The organism is Prauserella alba, from assembly GCF_024171735.1.
Lineage (GTDB): Bacteria > Actinomycetota > Actinomycetes > Mycobacteriales > Pseudonocardiaceae > Prauserella > Prauserella alba.
In genome coordinates, this window is sequence record NZ_JAMTCH010000004.1 from 837048 (window position 1) to 863699 (window position 26652).

23 protein-coding genes are annotated in these 26652 nt (G+C 70.0%); 13 read left to right on the forward strand and 10 right to left on the reverse strand.

The window, feature by feature from the left end; genetic code table 11:
• The first annotated feature begins 67 nt into the window (after window positions 1-67).
• The 3 genes from LY12_RS12735 to LY12_RS12745 all read left to right on the forward strand — a co-directional run bounded on the left by LY12_RS12735 (window position 68) and on the right by LY12_RS12745 (window position 1314).
• Window positions 68-661: a GH25 family lysozyme gene (locus LY12_RS12735; protein WP_253856263.1), complete on the forward strand. Its 594-nt coding sequence runs from the start codon at window positions 68-70 to the stop codon at window positions 659-661.
• Window positions 662-740: 79 nt separating this feature from the next.
• Window positions 741-1022 (forward strand): type II toxin-antitoxin system RelE/ParE family toxin, encoded by a 282-nt coding sequence (locus tag LY12_RS12740; RefSeq protein ID WP_253856265.1) that lies wholly within the window; start codon window positions 741-743, stop codon window positions 1020-1022.
• Window positions 1009-1314, forward strand: coding sequence for a HigA family addiction module antitoxin (locus LY12_RS12745; protein WP_253856268.1), 306 nt, complete (start codon window positions 1009-1011; stop codon window positions 1312-1314). The genes LY12_RS12740 and LY12_RS12745 overlap by 14 nt, the downstream gene beginning before the upstream one ends.
• Window positions 1315-1324: 10 nt before the next feature.
• Here LY12_RS12745 and LY12_RS12750 read toward each other — a convergent pair whose 3' ends face one another.
• A complete protein-coding gene (locus tag LY12_RS12750) occupies window positions 1325-2344 on the reverse strand; it encodes a glycoside hydrolase family 183 protein (RefSeq protein ID WP_253856270.1) in 1020 nt (339 codons plus the stop codon).
• Window positions 2345-2462: 118 nt separating this feature from the next.
• Between LY12_RS12750 and LY12_RS12755 the strand changes: the two genes are divergently transcribed.
• Complete coding sequence (locus LY12_RS12755) at window positions 2463-3848, forward strand: aminodeoxychorismate synthase component I (RefSeq protein ID WP_253856272.1); 1386 nt, start codon at window positions 2463-2465, stop codon at window positions 3846-3848.
• Here the strand turns inward: LY12_RS12755 and rsmI are convergent.
• Complete coding sequence (gene rsmI, locus LY12_RS12760; protein WP_253856275.1) at window positions 3815-4642, reverse strand: 16S rRNA (cytidine(1402)-2'-O)-methyltransferase; 828 nt, start codon at window positions 4640-4642, stop codon at window positions 3815-3817. The genes LY12_RS12755 and rsmI overlap by 34 nt on opposite strands.
• A 157-nt stretch (window positions 4643-4799) precedes the next feature.
• On the opposite strand from rsmI, the gene LY12_RS12765 reads away from it, so the two are divergent.
• Window positions 4800-6356: a dolichyl-phosphate-mannose--protein mannosyltransferase gene (locus tag LY12_RS12765; RefSeq protein WP_253856283.1), complete on the forward strand. Its 1557-nt coding sequence runs from the start codon at window positions 4800-4802 to the stop codon at window positions 6354-6356.
• 96 nt (window positions 6357-6452) lie between these two features.
• Here the strand turns inward: LY12_RS12765 and LY12_RS12770 are convergent, their stop codons facing one another.
• Window positions 6453-8126: a serine/threonine-protein kinase gene (locus LY12_RS12770; RefSeq protein WP_253856285.1), complete on the reverse strand. Its 1674-nt coding sequence runs from the start codon at window positions 8124-8126 to the stop codon at window positions 6453-6455.
• A 26-nt stretch (window positions 8127-8152) separates the two neighbouring features.
• Here LY12_RS12770 and LY12_RS12775 point away from each other — a divergent pair, with 26 nt between their 5' ends.
• From LY12_RS12775 to LY12_RS12800, 6 genes are all read left to right on the forward strand, one after another.
• Window positions 8153-10195 carry a propionyl-CoA synthetase gene (locus LY12_RS12775; RefSeq protein WP_301302493.1) on the forward strand — a complete coding sequence of 681 codons (2043 nt, stop codon included), beginning with the start codon at window positions 8153-8155 and terminating at the stop codon, window positions 10193-10195.
• Window positions 10196-10363: 168 nt separating this feature from the next.
• A complete protein-coding gene (locus LY12_RS12780; RefSeq protein WP_253856289.1) occupies window positions 10364-11176 on the forward strand; it encodes an SGNH/GDSL hydrolase family protein in 813 nt (270 codons plus the stop codon).
• Between the two features lie 71 nt (window positions 11177-11247).
• Window positions 11248-12294 (forward strand): tryptophan--tRNA ligase, encoded by a 1047-nt coding sequence (locus LY12_RS12785; RefSeq protein WP_253856290.1) that lies wholly within the window; start codon window positions 11248-11250, stop codon window positions 12292-12294.
• Window positions 12294-14168: a serine/threonine-protein kinase gene (locus LY12_RS12790; protein ID WP_253856292.1), complete on the forward strand. Its 1875-nt coding sequence runs from the start codon at window positions 12294-12296 to the stop codon at window positions 14166-14168. Before LY12_RS12785 ends, LY12_RS12790 begins: the two co-directional genes overlap by 1 nt.
• Window positions 14165-16033 (forward strand): serine/threonine-protein kinase, encoded by a 1869-nt coding sequence (locus LY12_RS12795; RefSeq protein WP_253856293.1) that lies wholly within the window; start codon window positions 14165-14167, stop codon window positions 16031-16033. The genes LY12_RS12790 and LY12_RS12795 overlap by 4 nt, the downstream gene beginning before the upstream one ends.
• Window positions 16034-16977: 944 nt before the next feature.
• Window positions 16978-17319 (forward strand): hypothetical protein, encoded by a 342-nt coding sequence (locus LY12_RS12800; RefSeq protein ID WP_253856295.1) that lies wholly within the window; start codon window positions 16978-16980, stop codon window positions 17317-17319.
• 466 nt (window positions 17320-17785) lie between these two features.
• Here LY12_RS12800 and paaE read toward each other — a convergent pair whose 3' ends face one another.
• From paaE to LY12_RS12835, 7 genes are all read right to left on the reverse strand, one after another.
• Entirely contained in the window at window positions 17786-18892 is a 1107-nt protein-coding gene (paaE, locus tag LY12_RS12805; protein WP_253856297.1) for a 1,2-phenylacetyl-CoA epoxidase subunit PaaE, read from the reverse strand.
• Window positions 18876-19385, reverse strand: a complete 510-nt coding sequence (gene paaD / locus LY12_RS12810) for a 1,2-phenylacetyl-CoA epoxidase subunit PaaD (protein ID WP_253856299.1) — start codon at window positions 19383-19385, stop codon at window positions 18876-18878. Before paaD ends, paaE begins: the two co-directional genes overlap by 17 nt.
• Window positions 19379-20257: a 1,2-phenylacetyl-CoA epoxidase subunit PaaC gene (paaC, locus tag LY12_RS12815; RefSeq protein ID WP_253856301.1), complete on the reverse strand. Its 879-nt coding sequence runs from the start codon at window positions 20255-20257 to the stop codon at window positions 19379-19381. The genes paaD and paaC overlap by 7 nt, the downstream gene beginning before the upstream one ends.
• A gap of 42 nt (window positions 20258-20299) precedes the next feature.
• Window positions 20300-20584, reverse strand: coding sequence for a 1,2-phenylacetyl-CoA epoxidase subunit PaaB (gene paaB, locus LY12_RS12820; protein ID WP_183649888.1), 285 nt, complete (start codon window positions 20582-20584; stop codon window positions 20300-20302).
• Complete coding sequence (gene paaA, locus LY12_RS12825; RefSeq protein ID WP_253856303.1) at window positions 20581-21546, reverse strand: 1,2-phenylacetyl-CoA epoxidase subunit PaaA; 966 nt, start codon at window positions 21544-21546, stop codon at window positions 20581-20583. The genes paaB and paaA overlap by 4 nt, the downstream gene beginning before the upstream one ends.
• Window positions 21543-23609, reverse strand: coding sequence for a phenylacetic acid degradation bifunctional protein PaaZ (paaZ, locus tag LY12_RS12830; RefSeq protein ID WP_253856305.1), 2067 nt, complete (start codon window positions 23607-23609; stop codon window positions 21543-21545). The genes paaA and paaZ overlap by 4 nt, the downstream gene beginning before the upstream one ends.
• Before the next feature lie 127 nt (window positions 23610-23736).
• Window positions 23737-24606 carry a 3-hydroxyacyl-CoA dehydrogenase family protein gene (locus LY12_RS12835; RefSeq protein ID WP_253856310.1) on the reverse strand — a complete coding sequence of 290 codons (870 nt, stop codon included), beginning with the start codon at window positions 24604-24606 and terminating at the stop codon, window positions 23737-23739.
• 282 nt (window positions 24607-24888) lie between these two features.
• Here LY12_RS12835 and paaI point away from each other — a divergent pair, with 282 nt between their 5' ends.
• Entirely contained in the window at window positions 24889-25278 is a 390-nt protein-coding gene (gene paaI / locus LY12_RS12840; protein ID WP_253857343.1) for a hydroxyphenylacetyl-CoA thioesterase PaaI, read from the forward strand.
• Between the two features lie 14 nt (window positions 25279-25292).
• Entirely contained in the window at window positions 25293-26639 is a 1347-nt protein-coding gene (gene paaK, locus LY12_RS12845) for a phenylacetate--CoA ligase PaaK (RefSeq protein WP_253856312.1), read from the forward strand.
• Window positions 26640-26652: the final 13 nt, after the last annotated feature.

Genomic DNA, 26652 nt, shown 5'->3' on the forward strand with positions numbered 1-26652 from the left:
GCCGCCTGACGTGCGCGAACGCACGTAGGGTGGCCGTCACCATCGCTTCAGGCAGCTAGGGGGACTCGTGACGGAGCCCGCGGGCGCGAGCGGCGTCGGACTGCATCTGCGCGAATCCGTGCCCGATTGGACGGCGTTGCGCGGCAGGGCCGTCACGTTCGCGTCGATCACCGTCACCGAGAACCACAACTGGAGCGACTCCGGTTCGGCACGGCAGCTCACGTGCGCACTCGACGCGGGCGTGCACGCGGGCATCCGCCACCTGGCGAGGGAAGGCGGGGCCATCGACCAGGCACGGCACGTCGTGCGCACGGGCGCGCCGCTGGGAGCGTTCGCGCCCGGAGTGCTCGCGCCCGCGCTCGACGCCCGCGCGGCCGGGATCGACGACCGGTTCGTCAAGACGTGGATCAAGACGATCCGCGGTGAGGCCGGCATCGGGAAGGTACTGGTCTACGCCGAGTTCGAGGACTGGCATCACCGGTTCCACCCGGACAAGTGGGCCGATTCCGGCGTCGTGTTGTGGCTCGTGCGCGACAACGGCATCCCCGGACGCCCCGGCTGGTTCCACAGCAGGCTCGGCATCCACCAGCACACGGGCAGCGGCCCCGCGGCCACGTCGGCACTCGTCTACCCCTTCACGCTCGCCGACGTGCTGCTGTGAGCGGCGCCGCGTCCACTTGCCCTACCGGCTGCCATGCCACCGCGTTACGATTGCATACGCATCACGGTAGTATCCGCACATGATCCGGTCGTTCGGCGATAAGCGAACCGAGCAGGTATGGCTACGCGAACATGTACGCACCCTCCCGCCAAGCGTACAGCGGGTAGCCCACCGAAAGCTCCGGCAACTGGACGTCGTCGACCGTCTCACCGAACTACGGGTACCACCTGGCAACAAGCTCGAACAACTCAAAGGAAACCGAGCCGGCACCTACAGCATCCGCGTCGACCAACAGTGGCGCATCTGTTTCCGCTGGACGACCAGCGGACCCGAGGAGGTCGAGATCGTTGACTACCACTGACAAAGCCCACGAACCGATCCACCCGGGCGAGATCCTTCGCGAGGATTTCCTCGTTCCCATGGGTATCAGCGCGTATGCGCTGGCCAAGGCGATCCACGTACCCGAGTCGCGGATCGGCGCGATCCTCAAGGGACAGCGGGCGATCACCGCCAACACCGGTCTCAGGCTGTCACGCTATTTCGGGCTGAACGACCACTACTGGACACGCCTCCAGGAGTCCTACGACGTCGAGACCGCGCGCGACGCGATCGGCGATCAGCTCGAACACATCGAACCGATGGCGGCTGCCTAACGGCCGTTGACTACCGGACCTCGAACCGCGTTCTGGTGAGGAACACGTTGTACGGGCCCCACTGCGAGACGAGGTAGTGGACGTCGAACCCGCCGGACGGGCCGGACGCGTCGGCCAGCGTCCCGTCGAGTGACCACGGGTGCAGGAATCCGCCGTAGACCGCGGGGTGTTCGTCGCCGGAGACGACGAGGTCGCCGCCGGTCCACGGACCGGTCGGTGCCGGTGCCGTGCGGGCCACGATGCCGCGGCGCGGTTCGTCGAGGTGCAGCATCAGCCAGCGGTCGCAGCCGCGGTGGTAGCCGACGGACATCTCCCCGACCGAACCGTCGAACAGCGGTGCCGCCGCGTCCTCGTCACCACGCCACCCGGAACCGTCCCAGTACTCGTACGCCCGCACCCGCAGCAGGTCCGAGGGGCGCGTCCTGGCGAGATACGGCACGTCGTGGCGGCCGTTGGTCGTGCCGAACAGCAGGACGTGCTCGCCGTCGCGGGCGAACGCGCCCAGCTGGAACCGGCTGTGGCCGTCGCGGTTCCGCCATCGCGCCGTCCTCGGCCTGTGCCACGTGCGCCCGTCGTCGCGGGACACCGCGACGCCCGCATGGTTCGTGCGCCAATGACCGGGCTCTCCCCACTCGCGCACGGACATGTAGTGCGCGTAGTGCACGCCGTCGACGGTGATCGCGCCGTTCGGCACCACCGTCACTTCCCGCCTGCCGGACGGGATGACCTGCGCCGCACCACCGTCGGCACGTGCCACGACGCCGTCGAGCGGCAGCCCGCCGGAGAGGTCGCGCGCGGCCGACCAGGCGAGCACGTTGCTGCGCCAGTCCGCCGACCCCGGGCCGGCGCCGTGACCACCCCACCCTTCGCCGAAGGTGTCACCGAACAGCGCGAACACCCTGCCGCCTCCGGCATCCCACAGGACTCCGAGGTCGGTCGCCGCGAACGCGAACCGCTCGGCGGTGTGGTTCGCCGAGTCCGCCCCGGTCACCTTGGCGATCCGCTCGGTCTTCCCAGGCCTGACGTCCATGACGCGAACGTAGCGGCGTCCCGGCCGCCGCGCCCGTGTCGATCACCCGGAACACACGCCGCCGTCGCGTACGACACCTTCCGCCCGGTTCCCCCACCGACCGGGGACAATGCGGGGCATGCGGCTGCGGCGAACGGCACTCGACTGCGACCTGTCCCCCGGACAGGTCCTCACTGCGCTGGCCCGCCGCGCTCGCGACCGCGCTCTGCCGGGTCCGGCCGCGCTGACCGGCGACTGGTTCGGCTCCCGTGCGGTGCTCGCACCGTCGGTCCACCTCGAACCCGTCACCGACCGTGCCGACGCGCTGGCCACGCCGTCCCGGCTTCCCGCCGATACCGCCGGTTCCGACATCGCGGCACCCGCAGGCACCGCCGAGACGGGCTCGGTCGGCGGCGGTTGGTTCGGCTACCTCTCCTACGACCTGTCCGACCCCTCCCGCCGCGACGGCCCGTTGCCGCCCGCGGTGTGGGGCTGGGCGGGCCACGTACTGCGCCTCGACGCCGAAGGTCGATGGTGGTTCGAAGCCCTCGACGGCACACCGGGCGGTGACGCCGACGCCGCCGAGTTCCAGGAGCTGCTCACGTCCGCCTGCACCGAAGCGCCCACGGACCCGGCGACACACACCTGGCACGCGACGTCCCTGCACCGACCGCCTCGGGCCGACCACGAACGCGCAGTCGCCGACTGCGTGCGGGCCATCGCTGCCGGCGAGGTGTTCCAGGCCAACATCTGCACCCGGTTCACCGGCACCTTCGACGGCTCACCCCTCGCGCTGTTCACCGAGGGCACCAGCCGGCTGCACCCGGCCCGCGGCGCCTACCTCGCCGGGCCGTGGGGCGCCGCCGTTTCGATGTCGCCGGAGCTGTTCGTCGCCCGCCACGGCACGGCGGTGCGGTCGACACCGATCAAGGGCACCAGGCCCCGCCGCGGACCGCAGGACGACGCGGGTGCGCACCTGTTGCGCGAGTCGGTCAAGGACGTCGCCGAGAACGTGATGATCACCGACCTGGTGCGCAACGACCTGGGCCGGGTGTGCGAGATCGGCAGTGTGCGCGTGCCGGAGCTGCTCGCCGTCCGACCGGCGCCGGGCGTGTGGCATCTCGACTCGACGGTCGTCGGCACCCTCGCGCCGGACACCGACGACACGGCACTGCTGCACGCGGCGTTCCCACCCGGTTCGGTCACGGGGGCGCCGAAGATCCGAGCGCTCGATCTGATCGCCGAACTCGAACCGGTCGCGCGGGGGCTGTACACGGGCGCCGTCGGACTCGCCTCACCGGTCGCGGGCATGGAACTCAGCGTCGCGATCCGCACCTTCGAGATCGCGGCAGGCGAGGTGCACGTCGGCGTCGGCGGCGGCATCACGGCCGATTCCGACCCGGCAGCCGAATGGGACGAATGCCTCGACAAGGCGGCACCGCTGCAGACGCTGCTGGCCGCACCGCCCGGCGACGGTGGGTCGCCGTCGCGTCAGTCCGCCCGCGCGGCGACCACGGCGTCGTAGAGCTCCTTCTTCGACACGCCGGTCTCCTTCGCGACCTCCGCGGCCACGGCCTTGAGACGTTCACCCGCCTCGACCCGCCGCGTGACCTCATCGACCAGGTCGGCGACGCTCACGTCCCGCGGCGCGGCACCCGCCAGCACCACGGTGATCTCGCCGCGCACACCGTCTGCGGCCCACTCGGCCAGCTCGCCGAGCGTGCCGCGGCGCACCTGTTCGTACGTCTTGGTCAGCTCGCGGCACACGGCGCCGCGGCGGTCGGCGCCCAGCCGTTCGGCCGCGTCCGCCAGCAGTGAGGCCAGCCGATGCGGCGATTCGAAGAACACCGTCGTCCGCTTCTCGTCGGCGAGCTCGGCGAACCAGCGCGCGCGTTCCCCTGGTTTGCGCGGTGCGAAGCCGTCGAAGCAGAACCGGTCCGGCGCGAGACCCGACAACGCCAGCGCGGTGGTCACCGCCGACGGCCCCGGCACGCAGCTGACGGGCAGCTCCTCCTCCGCGCACGCCGCCACCAGGCGGAAACCGGGATCCGACACGCTCGGCATCCCGGCGTCGGTCACGAGCACGACCGTGTCGCCCTCGCGGACGGCGTCGAGCAGTTTCGGCAGCCGCGCACTCTCGACGTCCTCGTAGAAGCTGACGACCTTGGCCACCGGTGCGACGTCGAGCGCCGTGGCCAGCGACCGCAGGCGGCGCGTGTCCTCGGCGGCGATGACGTCGGCGGTCCGCAGCGTCTCCGCGAGACGGGGGCTGGCGTCACTGCGGTCGCCGAGCGGCGTCCCGGCGAGGATCAACGGCATACGGCGAGGCTATCGGGCACGCTTCCCGCCGACCTCGCGGCCGTACCCCCGGGGGCACCTTGGTTGCACTCAATGCAACCAAGGTGCCCCCGGGGGCTTTCCGACCCCACCGCGGCCTGCACGGGGTTTCACATCGCCGCCCGTAAGATCGGCCTCCGTGACCGCCGTTCTGCCCCGACCGAGCCGCGCCGGAACCGGTCCGGCCGGGCAGCCGCCATCCGACCGGGAGGCCGCGCTGCTCGGCACGCCGATGCCGGCCGACCGCATGCGCGCCCTGTGGGTCACTCTCGTCATCACGACCGTCGGCGGCGTCCTGCGCCTGTGGAACCTCGGCCACCCGACCGACGGCGGTTCGCCGGTCTTCGACGAGAAGCACTACGTCCCGCAGGCGTGGCAGATGCTGCGCAACGGCGGTTACGAGGACAACTACGGCTACGAACTGGTCGTGCACCCGCCGCTGGCGAAACAGCTCATGGCCGTCGGCGAGTGGCTGCTGGGCTACAACGGCTGGGGCTGGCGGCTCACGGCGGCCCTCGCGGGCACGCTGATCATCCTGCTGATCGTCCGCATCGCCCGGCGGCTGACGCGCTCGACCCTGCTCGGCGCGATCGCCGGCATCCTCGTCATCTGCGACGGCGTGCTGCACCTGCAGTCGCGCATGGGGATGCTCGACATCTTCCAGGCACTGTTCGTCGTCGCGGCGTTCGGCTGCGTGCTGATCGATCGCGACCAAGTCCGGGAGCGGGTCGCGACGGCCGTGCGCAACGGCTGGGCCTGGGACACGCCGTTCGGCCCACGGCTCGGTTTCCGCTGGTGGCGGTTCGGCGCCGGCGTGATGCTCGGGCTGGCGACGGGCATCAAGTGGTCGGGCATGTACTGGGTCGTCGCGTTCGGCCTGCTGACGATCGCGTTCGACGTCGCAGCCCGCCGTACCGCCGGCGTCGCCCGGCCGTGGATGGGCGTGGTGCGCCGCGATCTGGCACCGGCGCTGTGGAGCATCGGTGTCATCTCGGTGCTGGTGTACGTGTCCACGTGGTGGGCGTGGTTCGCGAGCGAAACGGCCACGGACCGGCACTACGCCGAGATCAGCGGCGACGGTTCGCTGGCGTTCCTGCCCGGAGCCCTGCGCAACCTGGTGCTGTACACGCTGAACGTCCTCGACTTCCACAGCAGCCTGGCCACCCCGAAGGGCGATCCGCACCCGTGGGAGTCGAAGCCGTGGACGTGGCCGATGGGCCTGCGCCCGATGCTGTACCACCACGATTCCGGCAACCAGATCGACGGCTGTGGGCAGAGCGACTGCGTCCAGGCCACGATGCTCATCGGCACCCCGGCGATGTGGTGGCTGGCGTTGCCGGTGCTCGGCTGGGGATTGTGGCGGATGGTCTTCCGCGCCGACTGGCGCTACGCCGCCGTGCTCGTCGGTTACGGCGCGGGCCTGCTGCCGTGGTTCGTGAACCTCGACCGGCAGATGTACTTCTTCTACGCCACCCCGCTGGCGCCGTTCCTGATCCTCGGCCTCACGCTGGTACTCGGCCACCTGCTGGGCCGTGCGAAGGCGGGTTTCGAGCGCCGCGGCACGGGACTGCTCGTGGTGTCGCTGTACACCGGGCTGGTCGTGGCGAACTTCGTCTGGCTCTGGCCGATCCTCGTCGGCGAACCGATCACGCCGGAGCGGTGGAACGCGGAGCTGTGGCTGCCGTCGTGGCGGTGAGGCCGCCCGCGCGGAGACCTCACCGGCCACGACGTACGGGACGGCGAACATCCGGGCCGGTCCCGCCTGCCGGGGCGGGCCCACCGGGGTCTCAGTTCACTGCGAACGCGGCACGATCTGCGTCACCGGACCGTCGGCGGAGGAACCGATCCGTGAGAGCCAGCCGCCGATCTCCCGCTCCACGGCGGCGAGCGTCGGCCGGTTCCGCGGCTGCGGGTCCAGCGACGCGCGCAGCAGCCGGGCATGGACGCTCTGCCGGGGCAGGTGGCTCGCCGGTTCGGCGCGGGCGGCGGCCATCAGCGCGGCCATCGGCGTTTCGCGCGTGCCCCGGGGCGGATGCCCGCACAGCGCGAAGCTGACGGTCGCGGCCAGCTGCCAGGCGTCCGAGGCCGGGGTGGCGGTCGAACCCTCCGCGATCTCCGGTGCCGTGTAGTCCGGGGTGCCGATCATCATGCCGGTGGCCGTCAGCTTGGCGTCGTCCTTGCTGCGGGCGATCCCGAAGTCGATCAGGTGCGGCATGCCCTGCGGGTCGAGGATGACGTTCGACGGCTTCATGTCACGGTGCAGCACGTCCTTCTCGTGTGCTGCGGAAAGCGCACCCGCGAGCGTGGCCCACAACCTGCCGGCCGACATGTCGTCGAGCGCGCCGCCGTTGTCGACGGTGTCGGCCAGCGACCGGCCCTCGAGGTACTCCATGACGAGCGCCATGCCGTCGTGTTCCTCGACGAGGTCGTAGACGCGCACACAGTTCGGGTGCGACAGCATGGCCAGCGCGCGGGCCTCGCGCCGCATGCGTTCCTCGGTCTCCTGGTCGGTGACGTGGGCGATCTTCAGCGCGACGGTGCGGCCGAGCTGCGTGTCACGGGCCTGCCACACGGTGCCGAATCCGCCCTGGCCGAGTCGGCGGATGCGCTCGAACCGGCCGTCCGAACCGGTCGACGCGGCGGGCGCGACGGCGGCGGCTGCGACGGGCGGCGGCGACGGCGCGACGGCCGTGGGCGCGTACTGGCGCTGCGGTTCCGGTTCGGGCTGCCTGGGCGGCTCGGGACGCGGAGCCGGCCGCGGTTCGGGCGGAGCGTCGGACCGCTGGATGGTCGACCAGCTGGGAGCGCCGACGATCGCCACCGGGATGATCCCGAGGATCACGGCGGGCAGGAAGCCCAGCCACAGGTGGACGGCCGTGTTGGCCTCGACGCCCGCCGACAGCAGGACGAACGCGACGTACGAGCCCCAGATGAACCGGCCGGGCCACTTCGGACCGCGGCGCAGCGCCACCCGGCCAAGCAGCATGACCGCCAGCAACGTGAGGATCGGCAACCCGACGAGACCGCCCAGGTAGTAGCCGTAAGCCAGGGAGTCGCCCGAGGGGTAGAACAGCGTCTCGTAGACGTTCTGGCCGCCCCCGAGGTATTCGGTCTGCGGGCCGACGAAGCAGTACTCCTTGGCCATGTTGGCGATGTCGGTCTGGGTGAGCCCACCGGTGCCACCGGCGAAGACGTCGCGGAAGATGCCCGAGATGCCCGTCGCGAGCAGCCACGGCATCACCAGCACCGTCACCACCGCGATCGCACCGATCGCGATCAACGGTGCGCCGGTGTAGCGGTTGCCCGTGAACTTGCGGACGATCGCGATGACCAGCGCGCCGAACACGGGCCACAGGCCCATGAGCAGGCCGGCCATGCTGGTGGCCCACACCCAGTCGCCGGGGCAGAACCCGGGCTGGAAGATCCGGTACGCCAGCGACAACAACGAGCCAGCGATCGATTCCACCTCTCGCTCCTTCGTGCGTGTCGCTGATGACGCCGGCGGCCCTGTGCCGTGGGCCGTGCACACAGTATGTCGGCCACCGTAGGACCGGACGCATCCGCCTCGCCGGCGCGCGCTCTGGTGCAGCGCACGTGCAACGTCCTACGGTCGACACTCACCGGACTCAGCGCAGAGTACGAAGGAGAGCCGCGATGGGCGCGTACGCCGACACCTACGAGCGCAGCATCACCGACCCGGAGGGTTTCTGGCTGGCCGCCGCCCGCGGGGTGAGCTGGACGAAGGCGCCGACGAAGGCCCTCGACGACGCGCGCGCCCCGCTGTACCGGTGGTTCCCGGACGGCGAACTCAACACCGCCTACAACGCACTCGACAGGCACGTCGAGTCCGGCCACGGCGACCGCAACGCCCTGTTCTGGGACTCGCCCGTCACGTCGTCGCAGCGCACCTACACCTACGCCGAACTGCGCGACGAGGTGGCACGGTTCGCGGGCGGCCTGGCCTCACTCGGGGTCGGCAAGGGCGACCGGGTGATCATCTACATGCCGATGGTGCCCGAGGCCGTCATCGCGATGCTCGCCTGCGCGCGGCTCGGCGCGGTGCACTCGGTGGTGTTCGGCGGATTCGCCCCGAAGGAGCTGGCCGCGCGAGTGGAGGACGCGAAGCCGAAGGCCATCGTCGCGGCCTCCTGCGGTATCGAGCCGGGCCGGGTCGTCGAGTACAAGCCGATCGTCGAGGACGCGCTGGCCGCCACGGCCCACCAGCCGGACCACGTGGTCGTGCTGCAGCGTGAGGCGAGCCGGTGCGCGATGACCGGCCGCGACGTCGACTGGACGGATCTGATGTCCGGCGCGACGCCTGCCGACCCGGTACCGGTCGCCGCGACCGATCCGCTGTACGTGCTCTACACGTCCGGTACGACGGGCAAACCGAAGGGCGTCGTACGGGACAACGGCGGCCACGCCGTGGCGCTGGCCTGGTCGATGGGCGCGGTCTACGACATCCACCCCGGCGACGTGTGGTGGACGGCCTCCGACGTCGGCTGGGTCGTCGGCCACTCGTACATCGTGTACGCGCCGCTGCTCATCGGTGCCACGACGGTGCTGTACGAGGGCAAGCCGGTGGGTACGCCCGACGCGGGCGCGTTCTGGCGCGTCATCTCCGAACACGGGGTGAAGGCCCTGTTCACGGCGCCGACGGCACTGCGGGCGGTCAAACGCGTCGACCCGGACGCGGCCGAACTGGGCAATTACGACCTCGGCGGCTTCACGACGCTGTTCATGGCGGGTGAACGCCTCGACCCGGAGACGTACCACTGGGCGCACGACCATCTCGGCGTGCCGGTGGTCGACCACTGGTGGCAGACGGAGACGGGCTGGCCGATCGCGGCCAACCTGCGCGGTCTAGAACCGATGCCGGTCAAGCCAGGGTCGGCGACCATGCCGGTGCCAGGCTGGCACGTGCAGATCCTCGATCAGGACGGGGTGGCGCTGCCCGCGGGAACGGAGGGCGCGATCGCGATCCGGCTGCCGCTTCCTCCCGGCGCGTTGCCGACGTTGTGGGGCGACGACGAACGCTTCAAGGAGGCCTACCTCTCCCGTTACGAGGGGTACTACCTCACCGGCGACTCCGGATACCTCGACGCCGACGGCTATCTGTTCGTCATGGGGCGCACCGACGACGTCATCAACGTCGCGGGTCACCGGTTGTCGACCGGGTCGATGGAGGCCGTGCTGGCCGCCCACCCCGCGGTCGCCGAGTGCGCCGTGATCGGCGTGGCCGATCAGCTCAAGGGACAGTTGCCGCGCGGGTTCGTCGTACTCAAGGCGGGTGTGGACATCACGGAGGAACGGCTGCGGGAGGAGCTCGTGGGGGCGGTGCGCTCGGAGATCGGCCCGGTGGCCGCGTTCCGTGAGGTGTCGGTCGTGCAGGCGCTGCCGAAGACCCGCTCGGGCAAGATCCTGCGCAAGACCATGCGCGGCATCGCCGACGGCCGGGACGAGCCGGTGCCGTCGACGATCGAGGACCCGGATGTCCTCACGGCGCTGAAACCCGTACTGCGCGCCGACGGCTGACGACGGTCCGCCGGGTTTCTCACCCTCGTGCCCGCGGCATAGGCTCCGAAACGGCCGAACCGGTCACAGGCCGGTAACGTGTAGGCCATTCGTGGCGACACTCCACCGGCAGCGGCAACGCCGCCCGACCCGCGAGCGAAGCCGAACCGAACAGGGTGTGAGCGAAAGATGTCCTACCAGCGTTTCGTGGCGCTCGGCGACAGCCTGACCGAAGGCCTCGACGACCCGTACCCGGGCAGGCCCGTCTACCGCGGCTGGGCCGATCTCGTCGCAGAACGCCTCGCCTGCGACGAACCCGGATTGCACTACGCCAATCTGGGAGTTCGGGGGAAACGCCTCGACCAGATCGTCGTCGAGCAGCTGCCCGCGGCGGCCGATCTCGAACCCGACCTGGTCGCGCTGTGCGGCGGGGCCAACGACCTCATGGCGACCCGCGGCTATGACCGTGAGGTCGTGGCGAGTCGCGTGCGCGCCGCGCTGCGGCTGCTCACCGACATCGCTCCCGAGGTGGTGGTGTTCACGCTTTCCGACGTGTCCGGGCGGCTGCCGCTGGTCCGGTGGATGCGCTCGCGCATCGAGGCGTTCAACGACGCGGTGCGGTCCGCGGCCGACGCCCACGGCGCCCGCGTGGTCGACCTGTGGCCGGACGAGTCCGTCCATGACCTGCGCTACTTCGGGCGTGACCGGCTGCATCTGAGTGAGCACGGCCACCGGCGGGTAGCGGGGCACGTGCTCGACACACTCGGCGTGCAGTACGACGCGAGCTGGCTCGCCCCGCTGCCCGGTGCGCCCGACTCGCCGGGCCCGCTCTCCCACGCGCGGTGGTTCTGGGGCTCGGTGCTGCCGACGGCGCGCACCCGGGTGATGAACCATCTCACCGGTCGTTGCTCGGGCGACGGCTTCACTCCGAAACAGCCGCAACTGCGGCCCGTGCTCGACGACCTACTGTCCGTCGATCACGACACACCACGGCCGGCCTGACGGTCCCGCGCCCCGCCACGAGTTGCCGCCTTCCGGCAATCGCGTGAGCGGCGGCCAGTACGATGACCCCCATGTCACAGGCCGTAACCAGCGGAGCGAAAGTCTCCTTGACCGGCATCAAGCCGACCGGTGAGCCGCACCTCGGCAATCTCGTCGGCGCGATCCGGCCCGCGCTGACACTCACCGAGGAGTACGACTCGGTCTACTTCATCGCGGACTACCACGCGCTCACCAGCGTGCGCGACCCGCAGGAACTCCGGCAGTACACCCGCTCGGTCGCCGCGACGTGGCTCGCTGCAGGCCTGGATCCGAAGCGCACGACGTTCTACGTGCAGTCGGACGTGCCCGAGATCTTCGAGCTCAACTGGATGCTGTCGTGCATGACGGCCAAGGGCCTGATGAACCGCGCCCACGCCTACAAGGCGGCCCGGGACAAGAACGTCGAGGCGGGTGAGGACCCGGACGCCGGCGTCAACATGGGTCTGTACAACTACCCGATCCTCATGGCCGTCGACATCCTGATCATGGAGTCGGACGTCGTACCGGTCGGCAGGGACCAGCTGCAGCACGTCGAGTACGCGGCCGACATCGCGGGCAGCTTCAACCACGTGTACGGCAAGAACTACACGTTCAAGGTGCCGGAGGCGATCGTTCCGGACGAGAGCCGCGGGCAGGCGCTGCCCGGTCTCGACGGCCGCAAGATGAGCAAGTCGTACGACAACACGATCCCGCTCTTCCTGCCCGAGAAGAAGCTCCTCAAGCTCGTGCGCCGCATCCCCACCGACAGCACGCCGGTGGAGGACACGAAGAACCCGGACACCTCCGCGCCGTTCCAGATCCTCGAACAGTTCGCGTCGGACGACCACGCGAGCGTCGTCGCGGACACCCGCAAGCGGCTCGAAGCGGGCGGCATGGGCTGGGGCGAGCTCAAGAACGTCCTGTTCGAGGTGCTCAACGCCGAACTCGCCCCGCTGCGCGAACGCTACGAGGCGCTGATGGAGCCCGGGAGCGAACTCGACACGGTGCTCGCGGAAGGTGCGCAGAAGGCGCGGGACCGCGCGGGCCGCGTGTTGTCGCAGGCGCGCGAGGCGATCGGGCTGACGGGCGTGGCGCGCTGATGAAGGTTCTGGGGGAAGGCGACCGGGAGTACGCGGGGCGGTACCGCCTGCTGGCGATGCTCGGCGAAGGCGGCATGGGCCGGGTGTACCTGGCCATGGCGCCCGACGGCAGGCCTGCGGCGCTCAAACGCATCCACCCCGCGTTCTCGCACGACCAGGGGTTCCGGGAGCGCTTCCGCCGCGAGGTCGCCACGTCCAGGCAGGTCTCGGGCGCTTTCACCGCCGCCGTCATGGATGCCGACACCGAAGCGGAGCAGCAGTGGCTGGCTTCGGTGTACGTGGCCGGGCCGTCGCTGCAGGACGCGATCGACACCGCCGGTCCGCTACCGCCGACGGCGGTGCGGCACCTCGCCGCGGGGTTGGTGTCGGCGCTGGCCGACATCCACCGCGCCGGTCTCGTCCACCGTGACCTCAAGCCGAGCAACGTGCTGCTGGCCTCCGACGGCCCCAGGGTGATCGACTTCGGCATCGCCCGAGCCGTCGAAGGCAGCTCCGAGCTCACGAGCACCGGCTCGGTCGTCGGTTCCGCCGGCTTCACCTCGCCGGAACAGGCCGAGGGCCGCAGCCTGACCACGGCCAGCGACATCTTCTCGCTGGGCACGCTGCTGGTCATGGCTGCGACGGGGAAGAGCCCGTACGCGGGCAACACCACGCCGCAGACCCTCTACAACGTCGTCCACGGTGAGCCCGACCTGAGCAAGGTGCCGCCGGAGCTGATGGCGATCATCGGCCCGTGCCTGGCACGCGACCCCGCCCAGCGGCCCACCCCGGATCAACTGCGCGGGCTGATCGGCAGCCTGCCCCCCACCAACAACCCGTGGCCGGAGCGGGTCCAGCAGGAGATCCGGCGCTGCGAGGACGACGTCGACGCCGTGCTCGCCGGGTCGGACCTGCGGAAGTCACGCAGCGGCCTGGTGGTCGCGCTCGCCGCGCTGATCATGGTCGCGGCACTCGGCGTGACCGCGCTCATCGGCGTCACGCGCCCCGAAGCGGGCACCGCCACGACCGTGGCAGCGCAGGCGCCCGACCCGATCCCCACGACCGAGGCGGCCACCGGACCGCTGGCTCCCACGTCGCTGCGCAAACTCGACCCGTGCAAGCTCGTCTCCGGCCTGAAGACCGCCGGCAGCACGGAATTCGACGAGTGCCGGTTCGACGTGAGCGAGGACGTGTCGGCCACGCTGCAGCTCGGCGCGCGCGTGTCCAGTTCCAGCAGGGCTGCGGGCCAGACGGCGGGCCTGACCACGCTCGTCAGGGGCCCCGAGGACGGCGACTGCACCGTTGCGGGTGTGCTCCCGCAGATGCCGACTAACGGCATCGAACTCCGCGTCAGCCGGTACGGCGACGACAAGCCTGCCAAGGACTACAAGCCGTGCCAGCTGGGGCGGAAGTACCTCGGGGAAGCGGTGAAGGCCGCCCGCAAGGGCGGCGGAACGTGGGCCGAGCAGTACCGCACGCTGGCCGAGGTCGACCCGTGCCTGCTCATCAGCAGGCAGCAGGCCCAGGACGTGTTCGGGCAGACGCCGTCGGTCGAGTCGGACTACCTGCGCGAGTGCACCTACAGCGGCGGGGGTGAGGCGGCCGTTTCCATCGACATCACCGGCGATCCGGCGGAATCGTCGTCGGACGACGTGGAGAAGATCGAGGTCGGCGGCAAGGACGTCTACCAGCGGCCGAGTTCGACCGGCTCCGCCTCGTGCACCGTCGAGTGGGCCGAGGCGCCCGTCACCGGCGAGGACTCCGACTACTACGCGCAGGTCGTCGAGGTCTCCTACCGCGGGCGGTACGACGACGAGGACACCACCGCCGAGCAGGCGTGCGACCGAGCCCGCAAACTCAGCGACGCGGTGATGGAAGGGCTACCGACGTCATGAAGCCGCTGCAGCCCGACCAGTCCTATCCGATCGGCCACTACCGCCCGCTGGTGCTGCTCGGCGAGGGCGCCATGGGCCAGGTCTTCCTGTGCCTGAGCCAGGACGGCCGGGTCGCCGCTGTTAAGCGCATCCACCCCAGCTTCTCGAAGGACGACGGTTTCCGCGTCCGGTTCCGGCAGGAGGTCGAGGCCTCCCGCAGGGTGTCGGGTGCCTACACCGCCGCCGTCATGGACGCCGACCCCGAGGCCGAGGCGCCGTGGCTGGCTTCGGTGTACGTGGCGGGACCGTCGCTGCGGGACGCGATCGACGCGAACGGGCCGCTGCCGGTTCCGTCGATGCGGCGGCTCATCGCCGGTCTGGCCACCGCACTGTCCGATGTGCACCGCGCCGGGCTGATCCACCGCGACCTCAAACCGGGCAACGTCCTGCTCACCTCCGACGGCCCGCGCGTGATCGACTTCGGTATCGCCCGTGCCGCCGAGGGCGCAGAGTTCACCAGTACCGGAACGGTCGTCGGCTCGCCCGCCTACATGTCTCCGGAACAGGCCGAGGGCAAGGACCTCACGCCTGCGAGCGACATGTTCTCGCTGGGCGCGCTGCTCGTGATGGCCGCGACCGGGCAGGGCCCGTTCACCGGCACGACCGCCGCGCAGACCCTCTACAACGTGGTGCACGAGCCGCCGCAGCTCGACGGGGTGCCGCCGGAGATCCTGCCGGTGATCGAGGCCTGCCTCGCCCACGAACCCGAGGCCCGGCCAACACCGGCGCAACTACTCGATCTCGTCGGGCCGATCGACCACGAGGGCCCCGTCTGGCCGGCGGAGATCCAGCAGCTGATCGACACGCAGGAGGCGGAGGTCCGGCACGTGCTGGCCCTGCCGCCACCCGAACCGCCGCCACCTCCGCGCAAGCCGCGCTGGCCCAAGGTGACCGCGCTGATCGGCGCGGGCGCGGCCGTGGTGGCCCTGGCGGTCACGCAGGGCATGGCCCCCGTCGCGGGCACGGTGATCGAACCCGAGCAGCGCGAGCCGGTGGCCCAGGCGCTCAGCGTCGACCGGCTGCGCGACGTCGACGCGTGTGCGCTGTTGAAGGACGAGACCTTCGGCGACACGACGCTGCAGCCGTCCAGCTATTCGATGTATCTGCACCGGTGCCGCTACGGTGAGGGCGGGTTCAGTTCCGGCCGGGTCAACCTCGAGATCGGCGCGACGATCGACCGTTCGCGGATGAGCGCCACCGGCGACCGGGTCGCCGGTCAGTCCGTGCTGCAGGAGGGCACGAGCTCCGGCTGCACCAGGGCGGTCGCGCTGCCGTCGTCGCCGCAGCAGGCGATCACGATCGACGTGTCCGAGGACTCCGGCCTGTGCGAATACCTGACCGAGGCACTGGATGTGGCCGTCGACAAGCTGCGTACGGAACCGCCGAAGCAGGGTCTCCCGGAGAACAGCCTCGCGCGGACCGACATCTGCGCACTGGTGGACGACGATGCGGCGAGGCGGGAGTTGGGCGTGGTCCAGTCGAAGACGGCCGACGACCTCAGCACGTGCCGGATCGACGCCATCAACGGAAACGGCAGCCTGCGCGCCGACCTCGCCTACTCCGAGACGTTCGGGCCGAACAACAGCTACCGCGACGTCGAAGAGGTCCAGCTCGACGGGGTCACCGGGTATCAGTCCAAGCGGTCGTCGAGTTGCGCCATCGAGTGGAAGCACCGCGACTTCGAAGGCGGCAAGACCGAGAAGGTCATGCCCACGATCGAAACCGTCGGCGTGACCTACACACCTCACAACGACAACGCCAAGCCGTGCGAGAAAGCCAAGGGCATCGCGAACGCCGTACTGAAGAACCTGCCACCCGCAAGCTGACCCCACCTGCCGTGTTGCGCTTCCCGGGGCGCGTGTTGCGCTTCCCGGGGCGCGTGTTGTCGATTCGGGAGCCCGTGTCGTCGTCACGGCGCCACAGCGTGGCCAGCAACACCGCCAGCACTGGCCCTTGTCCGTGGTGGGCCGATCATGTTGCCCCATCGTTCTCGGTGTAGACCAGGACGCGCGCGACACGAGCACTGCTTGCCGCCCCGGCCCGCAGTTCACCCCGGCCCGGAGCTGATGCCGGCCCGCTACTGACAAACGCCCAGGGACTCCTGGCGAAGAGCTGGCGCATCCTCCACCCCACCGTCGAACGCCGTAGTCGCGGCCTCATCTGGAGCTTGCGAACTGCCCGACATGTGAATATTGAGCCGCATTCCCCCCAAATCCGGCCAGTACTCCGAAAAGTTCAGCAATCACAAATATCTTGTCGCGTCGATTTCATCTTGGCTTTTCGTTATTTTCCACAGACCTTTGATCCAACCCTCACCGCACTAGAACATTCGCCGACGTGTGCGTTTAAACACGCGTGAAGAGTGGGGCACCGAACACTGGACGGTCTGACACCACACTCGCAACCCGCCGCCACAGCAGCCCTTTGCACTAGCTTTCATTTCTCCACAAGTCGCGCCACGAGAGCCTGAATCCCGCTTGCTTGATCTGCCGTTCACGCAACGTCCTTCCAACCTGGAGAACAATCATCGAAGCCGGGAAGACCGTCACCTGAACAACAAATGCGGACATATACCCATGCGAGAACAGTACAATTACTCCACCTACGGCGTAGGCCACGACCCCTACGTTTCCGGAAATAAACAGAGCTCTGCGCCACCGCTTCCAGCGGGGCTTCCCTGTCGGACCCATAACGCCTGCCCTGCGTTTTCCGCGAAGTATAGATGACATCTTCAGAACCTGAAACCGCCAGCCACGGCAAATCTCTCGCCGTGTTGCATTCCCAGGAGCCCGTGCTGCGCTTTCCGGAGCCCGTGTCGTCGTCCCTGGCAGTGAGCGTGCCCGCGGAGATCGCCGCCGCGTGCTACTCGGACGTGGATGCACTGGCGCAGTCACTGCTCCGTGATGGCGACGACGGGCGGACGCTCGATCAACTACGCGCGGACGTGCCCGCTGACCTGCTTCTGGGGCGCGGTCCGGGAACGGCAGCGCCCGAGGCTGCGGCGATGCTCTCTGTGCACGTCCCCGTCGACGCGGCTCTGTCGATCTCCGACGAGGGGGCGAGCTGGACGGTTGCGGGCCTATCCCGGCACCGACCACCCGCGAGATCATGACGAACGAGCGAAGTTCTGACATGCGGTGCTGTGCGATCCGGGTACGGGCGAGCCGGTGGATCCGGGGCGCACCGGCGACGACCGAGCGCGGCGACCCGGGAACTGGTGCGTGTCCGGGACCGCGAGTGCGTCATGCCGTGGTGTCACCTCCCTGCCCGGCACTGCGATCACGACCACGACCGGGCTTGGGCCGGTGGGGGTCCCGTCGACGGCCAACGGCGGCCCCGCGGTGCCGACGGCACGGAGCGACTCACACCGCGCCCCGCGAACCCGTCCTCACCCGAACACGCCACCGGCCACACACGCCCGGAAAACGCACGGGCCCCGGAATCGACAACACGACCCCCGGAAACCGCAACACGGTCCCCGGAATCGACAACACGACCCCCGGAAACCGCAACACGGGCCCCGGGGAGCGCAACACGCGTGGGGTGCAGGACGTGCGGACGGCGCGCCACACGACGGCTCACACGTCGTAGTCCACCGTGACCTCGCCGGAGACGGGCACGCTCTGGCAGGTCAGCACGAAACCGGCGTCGACCTCGGCCTGTTCGAGCGCGAAGTTGCGGCGCATGGCGACCTCACCACCGGTGACCTTCGCCCGGCACGTGCCGCACACCCCGCCTTTGCAGGCGAACGGCAGATCCGGCCGAACCCGTTGCGCACCATCCAGAATGGACACATCACCGGGCAGGGCCGTCGTGGTGCGCCTGCCGTCCAGTACGACCGTCACGTCGCAGGTGCCGGCGTCCGACTGCCGCTCGACGTGCCGAACGGGTTCCGGCGGCACATCACCCGCGTAGAACAGTTCCGCGTGTACCCGGTCGGCAGGCACGCCCACGTCGCCGAGCAGTTCCCGCGCCCCGGCCACCAGGTCGAACGGGCCGCACAACCACCATCCGGCGATCTCCGCCGGATCGCCGACGAGAGTCAGCAGCCCGCGGATCTTGTCCGGGTCGAGCCTGCCGGTGAACAGCTCCGCCTCGCGCGGTTCCCGTGACAGCACGTGCACGAGTTCCAGCCGCTGCGGATACCGGTCCTTCAGATCGGCCAGGTCGTCGGCGAACATCACGGTGTCGCTGCGGCGGTTGCCGTACAACAGCGTCACGGTCGCGGCCGGATCCCGCAGCACGGTCGCGGCGATCGACAGCAGCGGAGTGATCCCCGAGCCCGCGCCGATCAATACGTGCCTGCCCGCCGTGTCCGACGGGGTGAACGTGCCCGTCGGCGTACCGACCTCGACCTCGTCACCGGGCTGCACCTCGCGCACCAGCCAGCCGGAGAACAGTCCACCCGGCACCTCCCGCACGCCGATCCGCAGCGAGCCTCCCTCCGCCGCACAGATCGAGTACGACCGGCGCTCCTCGCGGCCGTCGATCGTGGCCCGCACGGTCAACGACTGCCCAGCCCGGAAGTCGTAGACGTCGCCCAGTTCGGGCGGCACGGCGAACGTGACGGCGACCGCGTCGTCGCACAACCGGTCGACGCCGGAGACCGTCAGCGTGTGGAACTCGCCGCGCAGCCGGGGCCGGACGGGTGTGGTGGATACGGTCACGTCAGATCTCCTTGACATGTTCGAACGGCTCGGCGCACGCGGGGCATCGGCGCAGCGCCTTGCACGCGGTCGGCCCGAATTCGGACACCGCCTCGGTGTCGGCGGCCCCGCAGTGCGGACAGCTCACCCGTCGCCGGGGCGGCAGCAGCTGCACGGGCACGGGCCCATCGCCCCGCTGCGGCGCGGCGCCCGGCGGGGCGATGCCAGCCTCGGCGAGCCGCCTGCGGCCCCGCTCGGTGATCCAGTCCGTGCTCCACGGCGGATGCAGCACCGTGCGAACCTCGACCCGCTCGAAACCCGCCCGCTGCAGTGCGTGCACCAGGTCGTCGCGCATGGTGTCCATCGCCGGACAGCCGCTGTAGGTCGGCGTGATCGACACCGTGACGCCGTCGGCGGTTTCGCCGACCTCGCGCAGCACACCCAGGTCGGCCAGCGTGAGCATCGGCAGTTCCGGATCGGTCACCGTCTCGGCGACCTCCCGCGCGGTCACGGCCGCCCTCGTGGTCACCATGTCGCCTCCGGATGGGCCCGCGCGACACTCTGCAGCTCCGCGAGCAGATATCCCATCGCCTCGGTGTGCCTGCCGTCGCGGCCCTTGCCTCCCGCGACACCCGCCTTCGCGCGAACCTCCGGGATCTCCAGAGTCGCCGCCGACAGCACCTGCGCGAGCACGTCGTCGAACTCGCCGCGCACCTCGGCCGGATCGACCGCGACGCCGGGCAGCCTGCGCTCGACGTCGTGCGTCTCGAACAGCTCGGCCACCAGCGGCCACACGTCCTCCAGTGCCGCGACCGTGCGGGCGTGCGAGGTCTCCGTACCGTCTCCCAGCCGCACGACCCACTGGGCCGCGTAGTCGCGGTGGTAGCTCAGCTCGTTGACGCCCTTGTGGGCGATCGCGGCCAGCACCGGGTCGGCCGAGGACCGCAGCCGCTGGAACACCGCGAGCCGCCAGGTCGTGACAACCAGCACCGTGACGACCAGCTGTGCGAAGTCGACGTGCTCGCGTTCGGCGAGGCGGACGTTGCGGAACTCGTGCTCACCGCGGAAGTAGGCGTAGTGGTCCTCACCGCGACCGGTGCCGTCGGCCTTGCCCGCCCGCGCCAACAACAACCGCGCCTGTCCGAGCAGGTCGAGGCCGATGTTGGCGATCGCGACCTCGTCCTCCAACTCGGGAGCCCGGGTGCACCACTGCTGCAGCCGGTGCGACAGCACCAGCGCGTCGTCGCCGAGCATCAGGCAGTACTGCGCGAGACCCTCGCCATCCACACCGGACGGAACCGTGGTGTCCACTCCGGACAACGGATCCTCGAATCCGGTGCCGAACGCCCACCGTGCGTCGTCGTGGGCATCGGCGAGCGCCTCGTAGGCGTTGTCGAAAGCCATCTTCGTTCCCTCGTTCGTGAGGCGGATCCCCGCCCCGGCCACCTACATGTGCGGGACGTTCTCGGGGATGTCGTAGAAGGTCGGATGCCGGTAGACCTTGTCGCCGGACGGGGCGAAGAACGGGTCCTTCTCGTCGGGACTCGATGCGGCGATGTCCGCGGCCTTCACGACCCAGATGCTCACGCCTTCGTTGCGCCGCGTGTACAGATCGCGGGCGTTGTGCAGCGCCATGTCGTCGTCGGCGGCCCGCAACGATCCGACGTGCACGTGGTTGAGTCCCCGCTTGCCCCGTACGAACACCTCGTACAGCGGCCATTCGCCCGTCATGCCGCGACCTCCTTCCGCTGCTGCTGTTTCCTCGCGTGCGCGGCCGCGGCCTCGCGTACCCACGCGCCGTCCTCGTGCGCCGCGCGCCGGCGCTCCACGCGCTCGGTGTTGCACGGTCCGCCACCGGAGATGACCTGTTTCAGCTCGTCCCAGTCGATGGAGCCGAAGTCGTAGTGCCCGCGCTCAGCGTTCCACGTCAGCTCGGGATCCGGCAGTGTCACCCCGAGCGCCTCCGCCTGCGGCACGGTCATGTCGACGAACCGCTGCCGGAGCTCGTCGTTGGTGTGGCGCTTGATCTTCCACGCCATCGACTGCGCCGTGTTGGGAGAGTCGTCGTCCGGCGGGCCGAACATCATCAGCGAAGGCCACCAGTACCGGTCCACGGCGTCCTGCACCATCTCCCGCTGCGCCTCCGTGCCGGACATCATCGTCATCAGCAGCTCGTAGCCCTGCCGCTGGTGGAACGACTCCTCCTTGCAGATGCGGATCATGGCGCGGGCGTACGGCCCGTAGCTGCTGCGACACAGCGGCACCTGGTTGCAGATCGCCGCGCCGTCGACGAGCCAGCCGATCACGCCGACGTCGGCGAACGACAACGTCGGATAGTTGAAGATCGACGAGTACTTCTGCCGTCCGCTGATCAGCTTCTCGGTGAGGTCGCCGCGGTCACCGCCGAGGGTCTCGGCCGCGGAGTAGAGGTACAGCCCGTGCCCCGCCTCGTCCTGCACCTTCGCCAGCAGGATCGCCTTGCGGCGCAACGACGGCGCCCGCGTGATCCAGTTGCCCTCCGGCTGCATGCCGATGATCTCGGAGTGCGCGTGCTGCGCGATCTGCCGGACCATCGTCTTCCGGTAGGCCTCGGGCAGCCAGTCCCGCGGTTCGATGCGCTGGTCCTTGGCGATCGTGTGCTCGAAGTGCCGCTCCAGGTCCGCTTCGGACGGTGCCGGTTCCGTGACGGTCATGCCGCAGCCTCCTTCGCGACGAGGGTGAGCACGTCGTACTTCGCGACCGAGTCGCCGTCGGCGTTGGTCACGTCGGCGTCCCAGCGCACCTCGCCGTAGTCGGCGCTCTCCCGCGGGGTGATCTGCTTGCAGGTCAACGTGACGGTCAAGGCGTCGCCGGGCTTGACGGGTGTGAGGAAGCGCAGGTTCTCGAGCCCGTAGTTGGCGAGCACGGGACCCGGCTCCGGCGAGACGAACAGCCCCGCCGCAATCGACACCACGAGGTAGCCGTGGGCGACGATGCCGCCGAACAGCGGGTTCTCCGCTGCTGCCGCCTCGTCGGTGTGGGCGTAGAACGTGTCGCCGGTGAACTCGGCGAAATGTGCGACGTCCTCCGCTGTGACGGTGCGCGGACCCGCGACGACCGCGTCACCCACGCGCAGTGCGGCGAGGGACTTGCGGAACGGGTGCACGTCGGTCGTCGTCCGCGGGGCTCCCTGGGTCCACCGCCCGGTCACCGCGGTGAGCGCTGCAGGGCTGGCCTGCACGGCCGTGCGCTGCATGTGGTGCAGCACGCCGCGGATGCCGCCCATCTCCTCACCGCCGCCGGCACGCCCCGGCCCGCCGTGGACGAGCTGCGGCATCGGCGAACCGTGCCCGGTCGACTCGCGCGCGTCCTCGGCATCGAGCACCAGCAACCTGCCGTGCCACGGGGCGGCGCCGAGCACGACCTCCCGCGCGAAGTCCGCGTCACCGGTGACGACCGAGCCGACCAGGCTTCCCTTGCCGCGCGCGGCGAACTCGACGACCTGCTCGGTCGAGGTGTACGGCAGCAGCGTCGACACCGGGCCGAAGGCCTCGACCTCGTGGGGCTCGGCCCGTTCTGGGTCGCCGGAGAGCAGGACCGGGGACAGGAACGCGCCCCGCTCGGCGTCCGCACCGTCGACGGCCACGTGCTCCGGGTCGCCGTACACGACCGTCGCCGCGCTCTGCAGCGCCTTCAGGCTGCGGCGCACCTCCTCGCGCTGTTCCAGGCTGACCAGCGCCCCCATGTCGGCGCTCGCCGGATCGCCGACCGTGACCTTCGCGAGCCGCTGCCGCGCGGCCTCGGCGACGTCGCCGAGCAGCGTCTCGGGTACGAACGCCCGCCGGATCGCGGTGCACTTCTGGCCCGCCTTGACGGTCATCTCGGTCACGAGCTGGTCGACGTAGAGGTCGAACTCGGCCGTGCCCGGCGTGGCGTCCGGGCCGAGGATGGAGCAGTTCAGCGAGTCGGCCTCGGCGTTGAATCGCACCGCGCCCCGGATGATCGCCGGGTGGCTGCGCAGTTTCCGCGCCGTGTCCGCCGAGCCGGTGAACGACACGACGTCCTGTTCGGTGACATGGTCGAGCAGGTCGCCCGCGCTTCCGCAGACGAGCTGGACCGACCCTTCGGGCAGGATTCCGGATTCGACGATCAGGTCGACGAGTTTCTCGGTGAGGTAGGCGCTCTGGCTCGCGGGCTTGATCAGGCTCGGCATCCCGGCGAGGAAGGCGGGCGCGAGCTTCTCCAGCGGACCCCATACCGGGAAGTTGAACGCGTTGATCTGCACGGCCACGCCCCGCAGCGGCGACGCGACGTGACGGGCGACGAACGTGCCGCCCTTGCTGAGCGGTTCGACGTCGCCGTCGACGTACACCGTGTCGTTCGGCAGCTCGCGCTTGCCCTTGCTCGCGTACGCGAGCAGCACGCCGATCCCACCGTCCACATCGAACTTCGAATCGCCGCGCGTGGCGCCGGTACGTGCGGACAGCGCGTAGAGCTCGTCGCGGTGCTCGCGCAGGTGGGAGCCCAGCGCCTTGAGCAATGCGGCGCGCTGGTGGAACGTCAGCTCCCGCAGTGCGGGACCGCCGACCCGGCGGCCGTGGTCGAGCGCGGCGGCCATGTCGATGCCTTCGGTCGACACCCGGGCGACCTCGGCGCCCGTCACGGCGTCGCACACCGGTGCACCGTCGCCGGCGCCCCGCTGCCAGCGCCCGCCGACGTAACTGCGCAACACCCCGGGACTCGGTCCGCCCGCGTCCGACTCGGCTCCGTTGCCCATCGATCCTCGCTCTCGTAATCACAAACCGTGCGTGACCGCAAACCCCGGTAATTACCAACCGAACGGTCGGGAATTAATGCTAGCGCGGGCCGGACCATCCCGGCAAGACCTCCCGCCCGCCCCGCAGTCAACTCCAGTCGTGAAACCCCTTGCCTGCCTTGCGTCCGAGTTCACCGGCGGCGACCTTGTCCCGCAGCAACCGGGGCGGGGCGAATCGCTCGCCGAGCGTCGAATGCAGGTAATCGGCGATCGCGAGCCGCACGTCGAGACCCACGAGGTCGGTCGAGCGCAACGGGCCCATCGGATGGCGATAACCGAGCTCCATCGCGTTGTCGATGGCCTCGGCGTCGGCGACCCCCTCCTCGAGCATCCGGATGGCCTCGAGTCCGAGCATCACGCCGAGTCTGCTGGTGGCGAACCCGGGCGAGTCGCGCACCACGACGTCGGTCTTGCCGAGAGCCCGCACCCAGCCGGTGACCCGGTCGACGACGTCTCCGGTGACACGCGGCGGGGTGACGATCTCGACCAGCTTCGACGGCGGAACGGGGTTGAAGAAGTGCATGCCGAGGAAGCGTTCGGGGCGGGCCAGCGCGGCGCCCAGTTCGGCGACGGACAGCGAACTCGTGTTACTGGCGAGTACGGTGCCGGCACCGATGGCCGCTTCGACTCCGGCGAGCACCTCGACCTTCAGCTCGGGCCGTTCGGGCACGGCTTCCACGACCAGTTCCGCATGGCCGGGCAAGCCGGTGACGTCCTCGACCACGGCCACGCGTTCGAGCACCGCCTCGGGCCGATCGTCGAGCTTGCCGCGCTCGGCCGCCTTGGCCAGGCCGTCGGCGAGCCGCTGTCGCGCCGCTGCGGCGGCCTCCTCGCCACTCTCCACGACGACGACCCTGGAGCCGAGCGCCGCGAAGACCTGGGCGATCCCTGCACCCATCCGGCCACCGCCGATCACCCCGACCGCCGCCGGAACGTTGGGCACGGACGCCTCGTTCATGGGATTCTCCTCTTGACATCGGTTCTCGCACTGGCCTTTACTCTTCACGCGAATTCATTACCGTCCATTCGGTCAGTAAGCAAGACCCGGTCAGTACCCGATCCGCGCTACGAGCAAGCCGGCCAGGTGAGCACGCCACGGCGAGCGAGCCCCGGCGAACAGGCAAGGCGGTGAAGCCTCGTGTCCCATCCGGCGGCCCACGTCCCGGCGACGGACGACCCGCTGTCAACCGGCCGCGCTGCGGACGACCCGGCGGCGCACGTCAGTGAGGCCACTCGAACCATGCTCGACTCCGACACCGCTTCGGCCGCGCTCGGTATCGACGTCACGCGGGCCCGCGACGGCAACGCCGTGGCGACCATGCGTGTCACCGAGCAGATGGTGAACGGCCACGGGATCGCACACGGCGGATACCTGTTCCTGCTGGCGGACACGACGTTCGCCGCCGCGTGCAACAGCCACGGTCCCGTCACCGTCGCGTCGGGAGCCGAGATCTCGTTCGTCACCAGCGCCCGGCTGGGCGACGCCCTCGTGGCCGAGGCTGCCGAACGCACCCGGTACGGCCGCAACGGCATCTACGACGTCACCGTGCACCGCGAGACCGCCGCGGGCCGCGAAACCGTCGCCGAGTTCCGCGGCCGCAGCAGAACCGTCGGTCAGATCACGTCCTGAGGAGCCCCGCGACCATGACCACCACGCACAACGAGGTGCCGAACACGCAGCGACTCGGCACGGCGCCCGCGCTCGACGACCTGTCCGCTCCCGAACGGCTGAGCATCGACGAACTCCGCGCGCTGCAGCTCCAGCGTCTGCAGTGGACACTGCGGCACGCCTACGACAACGTTCCGCTCTACCGCCGCAAGTTCGACGAGGCAGGCGTGCACCCCGACGACTGCCGCCAGCTGGCAGACCTCGCGAAGTTCCCGTACACGACCAAACAGGACCTGCGCGACGAGTACCCGTTCGGCATGTTCGCGGTACCCGAGACCGAGGTCAGCCGCATTCACGCCTCGAGCGGCACGACGGGAAAGCCGACGGTCGTCGGCTACACCGCGTCCGACATCGACAACTGGTCGAGCGTCATGGCGCGATCCATCTTCGCCGCCGGTGGGCGCCCCGGCCACAAGGTCCACGTCTCCTACGGCTACGGACTGTTCACCGGCGGACTGGGTGCACACTACGGCGCCGAGAAGCTCGGCTGCACCGTCGTTCCGGCCTCGGGTGGCATGACCGCCCGGCAGGTGCAGCTCATCACCGACTTCCGGCCGGAGGTCATCATGGTGACGCCGTCGTACATGCTCACACTGCTCGACGAGTTCGAACGTCAAGGCATCGATCCGCACACCACGTCCCTGCAGGTCGGCATCTTCGGCGCGGAACCGTGGACCGAGCACATGCGCCGCGAGATCGAGGACCGCATGAACCTGCACGCCGTCGACATCTACGGACTGTCCGAAGTGATGGGCCCGGGGGTGGCGCAGGAGTGCGTCGAGACGAAGGACGGCCTGCACATCTGGGAGGACCACTTCTACCCCGAGGTCGTCGATCCGCTCGAGGACACCGTGCTGGCCGACGGTGCGACCGGCGAGCTGGTGTTCACCTCGCTCACCAAGCAGGCGCTGCCGATCATCCGCTACCGCACGCGCGACCTCACCGCGCTGCACCCCGGCACCGCGCGGCCGGCGTACCGGCGGATGGACAAGGTGACCGGCCGCAGCGACGACATGATCATTTTGAGGGGTGTGAACGTCTTCCCCACGCAGATCGAGGAGGTCGTGCTGGGCACCGACGGCCTCGCACCACATTTCCAGCTCCGGCTGACGCGGCAGGACCGCATGGATCACCTGACCGTCCTCGTCGAGGCCCATCCGGACGCACCGCAGGACCGCAGGAAGGCCGCGGCGGCTGAGATCGCGGAGCGGGTCAAGGACGGCGTGGGGGTGACCGTGGGCGTGAAGGTCGTCGATCCGGAAGCGCTGGAACGCTCGGTGGGCAAGCTCCGCCGGGTCGTCGACCAGCGGCCGTCACAGTGAGCCGACCTGCGAT

What these genes read in the sequence shown, in the direction of transcription:
- LY12_RS12740 (WP_253856265.1), top strand. Translation starts at nt 741, where the DNA reads ATGATCCGGTCGTTCGGCGATAAGCGAACCGAGCAGGTATGGCTACGC.
- LY12_RS12750 (WP_253856270.1), bottom strand. Translation starts at nt 2,344, where the DNA reads ATGGACGTCAGGCCTGGGAAGACCGAGCGGATCGCCAAGGTGACCGGG.
- LY12_RS12755 (WP_253856272.1), top strand. Translation starts at nt 2,463, where the DNA reads ATGCGGCTGCGGCGAACGGCACTCGACTGCGACCTGTCCCCCGGACAG.
- rsmI (WP_253856275.1), bottom strand. Translation starts at nt 4,642, where the DNA reads ATGCCGTTGATCCTCGCCGGGACGCCGCTCGGCGACCGCAGTGACGCC.
- LY12_RS12775 (WP_301302493.1), top strand. Translation starts at nt 8,153, where the DNA reads ATGACGCCGGCGGCCCTGTGCCGTGGGCCGTGCACACAGTATGTCGGC.
- LY12_RS12780 (WP_253856289.1), top strand. Translation starts at nt 10,364, where the DNA reads ATGTCCTACCAGCGTTTCGTGGCGCTCGGCGACAGCCTGACCGAAGGC.
- LY12_RS12785 (WP_253856290.1), top strand. Translation starts at nt 11,248, where the DNA reads ATGTCACAGGCCGTAACCAGCGGAGCGAAAGTCTCCTTGACCGGCATC.
- LY12_RS12790 (WP_253856292.1), top strand. Translation starts at nt 12,294, where the DNA reads ATGAAGGTTCTGGGGGAAGGCGACCGGGAGTACGCGGGGCGGTACCGC.
- LY12_RS12795 (WP_253856293.1), top strand. Translation starts at nt 14,165, where the DNA reads ATGAAGCCGCTGCAGCCCGACCAGTCCTATCCGATCGGCCACTACCGC.
- paaE (WP_253856297.1), bottom strand. Translation starts at nt 18,892, where the DNA reads ATGTCAAGGAGATCTGACGTGACCGTATCCACCACACCCGTCCGGCCC.
- paaD (WP_253856299.1), bottom strand. Translation starts at nt 19,385, where the DNA reads ATGGTGACCACGAGGGCGGCCGTGACCGCGCGGGAGGTCGCCGAGACG.
- paaC (WP_253856301.1), bottom strand. Translation starts at nt 20,257, where the DNA reads ATGGCTTTCGACAACGCCTACGAGGCGCTCGCCGATGCCCACGACGAC.
- paaB (WP_183649888.1), bottom strand. Translation starts at nt 20,584, where the DNA reads ATGACGGGCGAATGGCCGCTGTACGAGGTGTTCGTACGGGGCAAGCGG.
- paaA (WP_253856303.1), bottom strand. Translation starts at nt 21,546, where the DNA reads ATGACCGTCACGGAACCGGCACCGTCCGAAGCGGACCTGGAGCGGCAC.
- paaZ (WP_253856305.1), bottom strand. Translation starts at nt 23,609, where the DNA reads ATGGGCAACGGAGCCGAGTCGGACGCGGGCGGACCGAGTCCCGGGGTG.
- LY12_RS12835 (WP_253856310.1), bottom strand. Translation starts at nt 24,606, where the DNA reads ATGAACGAGGCGTCCGTGCCCAACGTTCCGGCGGCGGTCGGGGTGATC.
- paaI (WP_253857343.1), top strand. Translation starts at nt 24,889, where the DNA reads ATGCTCGACTCCGACACCGCTTCGGCCGCGCTCGGTATCGACGTCACG.
- paaK (WP_253856312.1), top strand. Translation starts at nt 25,293, where the DNA reads ATGACCACCACGCACAACGAGGTGCCGAACACGCAGCGACTCGGCACG.